Raw genomic sequence first — 8,970 nt, 5'->3', positions numbered from 1 at the left:
TCGACTTGGTCGACAACCGACAATTTAAAAGTCAGCGTGTAATCGCGTTGACTGCGTTTTGCGCCCGAATCCATTGCACCCTCCTGATAAGAAGCCAGAAGGTGTAAACCTTATTCAGGACGAGACAACGCCCATTAAAAAGCCCCGCCTCTGTGAAGAGAGCGGGGCTTTTTAGTGGGCGAGGCATTAGCCTCGCCGTACAGCATCAGAAGCGGTAGGTTGCGCCGACACCGAAGCCGTTTGCCGAGTTTTCATACTGCGAGTTGTAGCTCTGGCCACGATCGTTTTCGTTGCGGATGTTGACCTTCTCTTCCTTCAGGTACGAGTAGGCAACGTCGATGGTCAGGTCTTCGGTCGGGCTCCAGCCGGCACCGATGCTGAAGATGGTCCGGTCGCCGGTCGGGATGCGTGGCGAACGGTCGACGTTGTTGGTCGGCGACTGGTCGAACGTCAGGCCGGTACGCAGTACCCATTCCTTGTTCAACTGGTAGGACGTACCGATGGCGTACGCCCAGGTGTCATGCCAGTTCTGTTCTTCGGTGATCTCGCCGAACTGGCCAGCCAGCAGAGGCTGTACACCGGAGTTCTTGACGGTGATCTTTTCCAGCTGGCTCCAGCGGGTCCAGGTGGTACCGGCGTAGACGTTCCAGCGATCGTTGATCGCCTGGGTGACCGAGAGGTCCACGGATTCAGGCGTGGTGATCTTCAGAGAAGCGTCGTACTTCTGGTTCGCACCCAGGCCGATCGCGCCCAGCACACCGTAGTTGACCTTGGTGTTGCCATCGAGCTTGTAGTCGACTTTCGAGTGGTAGGTCAGACCCAGGCGAGTGCTGTCGGTAGCCTGTACCAGCACGCCGATGTTGTAGCCCAGTGCGGTGTCGTCGCCCTTGATCTTGACCTTGCCGTCCGGCGCTGCCTGAGTGATCGACAGGTTGGATTCCAGCGAGCCGTCAATGCGGTTGATGGTCGGGCCGAAACCGATCGACACGACATCGTTGAACTTGTAGCTGACCGTTGGCTGGAAGGTAATGATCTTGACTTCTGACTTGCTGCCGAAGTAACGGCCGGCGAAGCCGTTTTCATAGTCGGTGATCAGGCCGAAGGGTACGTACACACCCAGACCGAATGCCCAATGCTCGTCGATCGGCTTGACGTAGTAGCCCATAGGTACGGAGGTGAAGGGCACCATGTCGCCTTTGTTGCTGCCGCCGTTCGGGCTGGAGCTGGCGTCGCTGATATCGGTTTTTGCGTCGAGGAATGCAACGCCACCGGTAACTTGTTCGCGCGTGATGCGCGACATGCCGGCAGGGTTGCCATAAACGGTGCTTGCGTCGTCGGCAGAAGAAGATCGCCCGGCGTACCCAGTCCCCATCCCGCTGATGCTGTGTTCGTTGATGGCAAAGCCAGCTGCGAAGATCTGGGTGGATGCCACGGTTACGGCAAGGCTAAGGGTGGTTTTGAGCATGACTTTTTTCATTATTAGAACTCCTGGTGATCACCGGGGCGAAAATTACCAACATTTTCGTCGCGGCGCTATAGTCCGTATGCCTTGAGTTAGAGCGGTTTTGTAGGACAATCCGACCAAAATCACTGCCTGTTGGGCGATGTTGTGAAAACAGCGGGTCAGCAAGCGACCTGATTCAGCGGTGAAACACAGGTTTGCCAGGCGCAGGTGAAGTCGCGCAGACGACCTTGGGGCTGAAAGGTCTGACGCCAGATACGCGCCATGCCCAGCAGATCGTCCGGCTCGGGGAGGGTAGTGTTTTGTTCTTCGACCAGCAGCCAGGCGATGGCTGTGGCATAACGCAAATTGACGGTCAGTTCCAGGTGCGGGCCGCTGAGGAAGGCATGCTGGCTGGCGAGGCCGCGAACCAGGCTGGCGCGTTCCGGATCCAGCGCCAGGTAATGATCCCAGAGGGCTTGGTGGCGGTTTTCGGCAATCCGGTACAGGCCGTGGCCACGGCGGTCATGCAGGGCGGAACCGAGGGCGGACTGGCTGGCGGCAATGCCCAGCAGCAGGGATTCGGCGGTTGCGCAGTGACGTCCCAGGTAGATCAGCGTAGGACGAATCACATAGCGGCACAGTTCGCTGGCAGCGATACCCATAAATCCCTCGGATCTTGTTATTGGGCGGCGAGGCCTGAAGGGGGAGCTTGGCAGCTGTGGATCGACTCAGGCTCGCCGGAAGCGGAACACGCCGCTTGAGTTGAAGTGTAGTGTCATATTCGTGACGTAAAGGACTGTTTTTAAAATATTTCCGGCGCGCCGTTATAACCGTTATACCGGTTGGTGCTTAAGCGGAAAGAGGTAAAAGTGAAACATCGGGCAATAAAAAGCCCCGCATTTCAGCAGGGCTTTTGCTTTTGCAGCCATTTCGGCTTCTCAGGCGATCAGTGCCTGACGGGTGCGATCAATCACGGCCTGCAGCGGTTCGGCGCTGGAGTACTGATCGGGGTACAGACGCTCGCTGTGGCGGGCGATCCCGTGTTCATTGACCACGGTGAAGCTGAAGCAGCCTTTGCGAGCGGCCATGATCAGGCAGTTCATTGGAGCAAAAGCGTTGGTTAGGGTGCGAATGGCATCCTGAGTCTGGATTTGAGTCGACATAGTTATTAGGTGTTCCTACAAATGACACGGATAAGAACCGTGCAACGTTAAAACGTTCCAGTAACGTCAACCACCATTGGTCGAACGAAGAACCCGACTGGAACAAGGCAGCCAGTTCGAGCGCTATAAAAGTTGGCGCGCTTGGGCTGGCAGGTAGGTACTTAGGAGGACAGGCAACATATCAAGGGCAGAGGTTCTGGGCCCTTGGTGAAGATCCTGATCAATTTGCAGGTTGGTTCGGTCAGAGTAAGTGGTCTTCGCAACACTCTTTGCATTCGATTCAAAGACTGTGTCGTCGCAAGATTTACCTGGAAACCATCGAGGGGTCGATCCCGCTTTTTTCAGTGAAGATCTCTGTGAGAGAAACTTGACCGTGGGGGTGTGTTCGACCGGAATTGACTTTCAGCTTGGTACTAACGCCGCGGATACTAACGGAACGAATCGCAGAAGGCAAACCCGATGATCAAAAAAATCAGAATCCGCTACCCGGGCTCCCCCGCCTGCCCCGATCTGGCTCACTTCACGTCCGTCGGTCGCCACGACCCGAAAGATGCTGACGCTCTGCGCAGCGGCTTATCCCCAGCACGAATGCCAAAACGACCCGAAAAGGCGCGTCGATATAACCGCGTAACAGGTACTTGTGCACATTAGTTGCGCAGACTGTAACGGCGCTGTCACAACAATCCTGACCCCGATGGCTGCCTGCATCGAAAGTTTAAGTCAATGAAAAACATCGCTTTTTTTAACTGGTGAAAAAATCGTCAGTTTGACTGCGAGCCCCGTTCCACAAGGCTTTGCGGCGACTGGAGGGCGGTTGTCCACTGAGTTATCCACAGCTTCTGTGGATTGTCCCGAGCGCTTGCTCTAGCACGGGCGTGCCGGGTTTTTTTCGACTTTACCTGTGCGAAAAAAAGAGTAGAGTGGCGCGCCTTCCGATCTGTCCCACAGTGCTTTATGAAGTTTCGTTCAGCTCCAGAATCTGTTACCTCCCAACTCCCTCGTGTTACCGCTCCCAAGCGATTTTCCGTGCGCGTGGCCGAATGGCTGCTGGACAGCCCGCGTCTGGGCGACAGCCGAAATGCCAAGCACCTCGCCGGCCGCCTGCTCAAGCAACCGGCCCGGGAAGGGGTGGTCGCGGCGCAGAGTCGCCTCGGCCAGTTGATGTGCCGCGAGTGCGGCAATGCACGGGATCGCCGGATCGGCCAGGACCTGCTGCGCCAAGCCGCCCGCGCCGGTGACCGACGCGCGCAACAGGAACTCGGCCTGATCGAAGACTGAGCTGTCCAAGACCAGACGCCTTGGTTAACCTTCAGGCTTTATCGGATCGGCGGGAATCACTATGGCGATGGACTTGACCAGCATCCTGCTGGGGCTGGCAGGTGCGGCGGTGCCGTTGCTGGCATTGGCCTGGCAACTGCAACGTCGGGCCAGTCAGAACCAGTCTGAAGTCGCGTTGCTCGAGGAGCGGCTGGCCATGGCGCAAATGGCCCAGGACGGCCTCACTGCACAACTTGAAGCCTGCCGCGATGAAGTCGCCGATCTCGGCCAGGCCAATGCCTCGAAACAAGCGGAGCTCGCGGCTGTGCGCCGGGAAGTCGAGCTGTTGCAGATCGAGCGCGACGACGCTCGTGACGCCGCCCACGCCTGGAATCTCGAGCGCGCCAACAAGGAAGCCGAATTGCGGCGCCTGGACGCCCAGGCGGCTTCGCTGAATGCCGAATTGCGCGAGCAACAGGAAAGCCATCAACAACGTCTGGATGACCTGCAAGGTTCCCGTGACGAGCTGCGCGCACAGTTCGCCGAACTGGCCGGCAAGATCTTCGATGAGCGCGAACAACGCTTTGCCGAAACCAGCCAGCAGCGCCTCGGCCAATTGCTCGACCCTTTGAAAGAGCGCATCCAGTCGTTCGAAAAACGTGTCGAGGAAAGCTACCAGGCCGAAGCCCGCGAGCGTTTTTCGCTGGCCAAGGAACTGGAGCGTTTGCAGCAACTGAACCTGCGCCTGAGCGACGAAGCGACCAACCTGACCCGCGCCCTGAAGGGCCAGAAAACCCAGGGCAACTGGGGCGAGCTGATTCTCGAGCGTGTGCTTGAGCATGCCGGGCTGGAGAAGGGCCGGGAGTACCAGACCCAGGTCAATCTCAAGGGCCCGGATGGCGAGCGTTTTCAGCCGGACGTGATCATTTACTTGCCGGGCGACAAGCAGGTAGTGGTGGATTCCAAGGTCAGCCTCACCGCGTATCAGCAATACGTCGCGGCGGACGACGATGCCATTGGCCAGATCGCCATGAAGCAACACGTGCTGTCCCTGCGCAGTCACGTCAAAGGCCTGGCCGGCAAGGATTACAAGCGACTGGAAGGTTTGCACAGCCTCGATTTTGTCTTGCTGTTCGTGCCCATCGAAGCGGCGTTTTCCGCTGCATTGCAGGCCGAGCCGTCACTGTTTCAGGAAGCTTTTGATCGCAACATCGTGATCGTCAGCCCGACCACGCTGCTGGCAACGCTGCGGGTCATCGACAGCCTGTGGAAGCAGGAGCGTCAGAGCCAGAACGCCCGGGAAATCGCCGAGCGCGCCGGTTGGCTGTATGACAAGTTCGTGTTGTTCATTCAGGATCTGGACGAAGTCGGCAATCGCTTGCAGCAACTGGACAAGGCCTACAGCGCGGCGCGCAACAAGCTGACAGAAGGGCGCGGCAACCTGGTCAGCCGCAGCGAACAGCTCAAGTTGCTCGGCGCGCGGGCCAGCAAAAGCCTGCCGGCGGATCTGCTGGAGCGCGCGATGACCGATGCCGACGGCCTGGTCGAGCTGCCTGAATAAGCCGCTCTGCTAGAGCGGCAAATAACGACTCAACAACGCCCGCAACGCCGCCGGTTTCACCGGTTTGGCCAGATAATCCAGCCCCGCTGCATGAACCTGCGCCACCGTTTCCGGATGCCCGTCGGCGCTGATCACCACGCCGGGCACCGGCTCGCCCAGCCTTGTGCGCAACCAGGCCATCAGATCGGTGCCGGTTTCGCCGTGATCGAGGTGATAGTCCACCAGCGCCAATTGTGGCCGCACGCCGTCATCGAGCAGCGCCGCACATTCTTCGCGGTTTCGCGCGGTCCAGACCTGACAGCCCCAGCGCGTGAGCAGGCTGTTCATGCCGATCAGAATGCTGTCTTCGTTGTCGATGCACAGCACCTGCGCGCCGCTGTGCAGTTTGCCATTGATTTCCACCGCCGCTGGCGGTTGCACGGTCTGTGCTTTGGCCAACGGCACGCGGACACTGAACACGCTGCCGCGCCCCGGCCATGAACGCACGCGCAAGGTGTGGCCGAGCACGCGGCACAGACCGTCGGCTATCGCCAGGCCCAGGCCGAGACCTTTCTCAGCGCGGGTCTGGTGGCTGTCGAGGCGTTTGAATTCCTCGAAGATCACTTGCTGTTTGTCCTCCGGAATCCCCGGCCCGCGATCCCACACTTCCAGACAGATTTCGCCTTTGCGCCGACGCACGCCCAGCAGCACCGGGCCTTTTGCGTAGCGGAAAGCGTTGGTGAGGAAGTTCTGCAGAATCCGCCGCAGCAACTTGATGTCGCTGTCGATGCGCAACTGGCTGCCGCGTACCCGGAAGCTCAGGCCCTGTTCCTGAGCCAATGCCTTGAACTCCGCGCCGAGAATATCGAACAGCTCATTGACCGCGAACGGCTTGCGATCCGGGTTGATCTTGCCGTTTTCCAGGCGGGAAATGTCCAGCAGGTCGCTGATCAGGTCTTCGGCCGAACGCAGCGAACTGTCGAGATGCTGCACCAGTTTCTGCGCCTCGGCGCTCAGGCCGTCTTCCTGATGGGAGAGGGCGGCGGAGAACAGCCGTGCGGCGTTCAAGGGCTGCATCAGGTCGTGACTGACGGCGGCGAGAAAGCGGGTCTTGGACTGGTTGGCCGCCTCGGCATTGCCCTTGGCTTCGGTCAACGCGACGTTGAGTTGCGACAGTTCCTGGGTCCGTTCGCTGACCCGTTGCTCCAGCCCTTCGTTGGCCTCGGTCAGCGCCTGCTCGGCTTCGCGGAACGCGGTGATGTCGGTGAAACTCATGACGAAACCGCCGCCAGGCATCGGGTTGCCGATCAGCTCGATCACCCGGCCATTGGGGAACAGTCGCTCGGAGGTGTGGGCGCGGCCCTGACGCATCCAGTGCAGACGACGGGCGACGTGAACTTCCGCTTCACCGGGGCCGCACAAACCACGCTCGGCGTTATGGCGAATGATGTCGGCAATCGGTCGGCCAACGCTGATCAAACCGTCCGGATAGTTGAACAGTTCGAGATAGCGGCGGTTCCAGGCCACCAGTCTCAGCGACTGGTCGACCACGCTGATGCCCTGGGTAATGTTCTCGATCGCGCCTTGCAGCAGCGCGCGGTTGAACTGCAGCACTTCCGAGGCTTCGTCGGCGATCCGCACGACGTCCTCCAGCTGCATTTCTCGACCTTCGATGGCGGCTTTCACGACCGCTCGCGTTGACGAAGCGCCAAGGACACCGGCCAGCAAACGCTCAGTGTGGGCGATCCATTCGCCGTCGGCGTTCTGGTTCGGGTTGAAGCCTTTGCCCTGGCGGTAGGCGAAGCGGATGAAGCTCTGCCGCGCGCGTTCTTCGCCGACAAAGCGTGCCGCCAATTGCAGCAAATCGTCGATCTGCACCGCCAGCATCGAGCGTGCATTCGGCCGGGCGCTGATTTCCTGGCCGATAAAACGCCCGGCCTGCCAGTGCTCCGACACGCGGGTGCGCGACAGCACCGAGACCCAGGCGAACAGGGTGAAGTTGCCTGCCAGCGACAGCACCACGCCTTGGGTCAGCGGGGTGATCGGCAGGTTCAACGGGTTGCTGTGCAGCCAGGCGAGTCCGGGGAAACTGTCCAGCGACCAACCGAGGCTGCGCGCAGCGATCGGCAGGATCAAGGTGTAGAACCACAGGAACGTACCGGCGGCGAGACCGGCGAATACACCACGCCGGTTGGCCTGTTTCCAGTACAGCGCGCCGAGCATCGCCGGGGCCAGTTGGGTGACGGCGGCGAAGGCGATCTGGCCGATGGTCGCTAGGCTCGCGGTCGAGCCGAGCAAACGGTAGCTGACGTAGGCCAGCAACAGAATCAGCACGATGCTGACGCGGCGCACCGAGAGCATCCACTGACGGAACACTTCGAACGGCCGCTCGGCATTGTTGCGGCGCAGCAGCCACGGTAACAGCATGTCGTTGGAGACCATGGTCGACAGCGCCACACTCGCTACGATCACCATGCCGGTGGCCGCCGATGCACCGCCGATAAACGCCAGCATCGCCAGCGCCGGATGGGCCTGGGCCAATGGCAGGCTGATAACGAAAGAGTCGGGGATGACCGAGCTGGGCAGCAGCATCTGACCGGCCAGGGCGATCGGGACCACAAACAGCGCGGCCAGTGCGAGGTAGGCGGGGAACACCCATTTGGCCAGACGCAGATCCTGCGGGTCGATGTTCTCGACCACCGTCACGTGGAACTGCCGGGGCAGGCAGATGATCGCCATCATCGCCACGCCGGTCTGTACCACCATCGACGGCCAGTTGATGGTTTCTTTCCAGTATTCCTCCAGGCGCGGGGCGAGCATCGCCTGATTGAACAGGTCGTCGAAGCCGTCATACAGGCCATAAGTGACGAAGGCGCCGACGGCGAGGAAGGCGAACAGCTTGACCAGCGATTCAAAGGCAATCGCCAGCACCATGCCGCGGTGGTGCTCGGTGGCATCGAGATTGCGCGTACCGAAGACGATGGTGAACAGCGCGAGCACCAGCGACACGATCAGCGCGGTGTCCTGGGCGCGGGTGCCCATGGCGTCGGCGCCGGCACCGATCAGCAGGTTCACGCCGAGGACAATGCCTTTGAGCTGCAAGGCGATATAAGGCAGAACGCCGACCAGACAGATCAGCGCAACCACCACCGCCAACGACTGGGACTTGCCGTAACGGGCGGCAATGAAGTCGGCGATGGAGGTGATGTTCTCCTGCTTGCTGATCATCACCATTTTCTGCAGCACCCACGGCGCACCGAGCAGCAGCAGGATCGGCCCGAGGTAGATCGGCAGGAACGACCACAGTTGTTCGGCAGCCTGACCGACCGCGCCAAAAAACGTCCAACTGGTGCAGTAGACCGCCAGCGACAGGCTGTACACCCAGGCACGCACCCGTGGCGGCAGCGGTGTGCTGCGACGGTCGCCGTAGAAGGCGATGGCGAACATGATGGCCATATAGGCCAGGGCGACGGCGGCGATCAGCCCGGTGGACAACGACATGGAACACTCCCGACAGAAAACGACCGGACTCGCGCCCGGTCAGACAGTCTCGCACGGGCGCGGCG

6 protein-coding genes are annotated in these 8,970 nt (G+C 60.3%); 2 read left to right on the top strand and 4 right to left on the bottom strand.

All coding sequences use genetic code 11. The features are described 5' to 3' along the window. Positions 1-205 precede the first annotated feature (205 nt). From L6D74_RS26120 to L6D74_RS26110, 3 genes are all read right to left on the bottom strand, one after another. Positions 206-1,477, bottom strand: coding sequence for an OmpP1/FadL family transporter (locus tag L6D74_RS26120; RefSeq protein ID WP_085648477.1), 1,272 nt, complete (start codon positions 1,475-1,477; stop codon positions 206-208). A 146-nt stretch (positions 1,478-1,623) separates the two neighbouring features. After that, the gene (locus L6D74_RS26115; protein WP_085611479.1) at positions 1,624-2,106 is read right to left on the bottom strand and encodes a hypothetical protein; all 483 of its coding nucleotides are present in this window, start codon (positions 2,104-2,106) and stop codon (positions 1,624-1,626) included. 276 nt (positions 2,107-2,382) lie between these two features. Then, positions 2,383-2,607, bottom strand: a complete 225-nt coding sequence (locus L6D74_RS26110; protein ID WP_007950419.1) for a hypothetical protein — start codon at positions 2,605-2,607, stop codon at positions 2,383-2,385. A 954-nt stretch (positions 2,608-3,561) separates the two neighbouring features. On the opposite strand from L6D74_RS26110, the gene L6D74_RS26105 reads away from it, so the two are divergent. Then, a complete protein-coding gene (locus tag L6D74_RS26105) occupies positions 3,562-3,885 on the top strand; it encodes an SEL1-like repeat protein (RefSeq protein WP_082934370.1) in 324 nt (107 codons plus the stop codon). A gap of 175 nt (positions 3,886-4,060) precedes the next feature. Further along, positions 4,061-5,425 carry a DNA recombination protein RmuC gene (locus L6D74_RS26100; RefSeq protein ID WP_178076170.1) on the top strand — a complete coding sequence of 455 codons (1,365 nt, stop codon included), beginning with the start codon at positions 4,061-4,063 and terminating at the stop codon, positions 5,423-5,425. Positions 5,426-5,434: 9 nt separating this feature from the next. Here the strand turns inward: L6D74_RS26100 and L6D74_RS26095 are convergent, their stop codons facing one another. Then, a complete protein-coding gene (locus L6D74_RS26095) occupies positions 5,435-8,905 on the bottom strand; it encodes a hybrid sensor histidine kinase/response regulator (RefSeq protein WP_236191019.1) in 3,471 nt (1,156 codons plus the stop codon). Between the last annotated feature and the right edge of the window lie 65 nt (positions 8,906-8,970).

It is taken from the genome of Pseudomonas pharyngis (genome assembly GCF_021602345.1).
GTDB classification, from domain to species: domain Bacteria; phylum Pseudomonadota; class Gammaproteobacteria; order Pseudomonadales; family Pseudomonadaceae; genus Aquipseudomonas; species Aquipseudomonas pharyngis.
The sequence above is the reverse complement of the archived record's forward strand: the minus strand, read 5'-3'. Positions and strand labels throughout refer to the sequence as shown.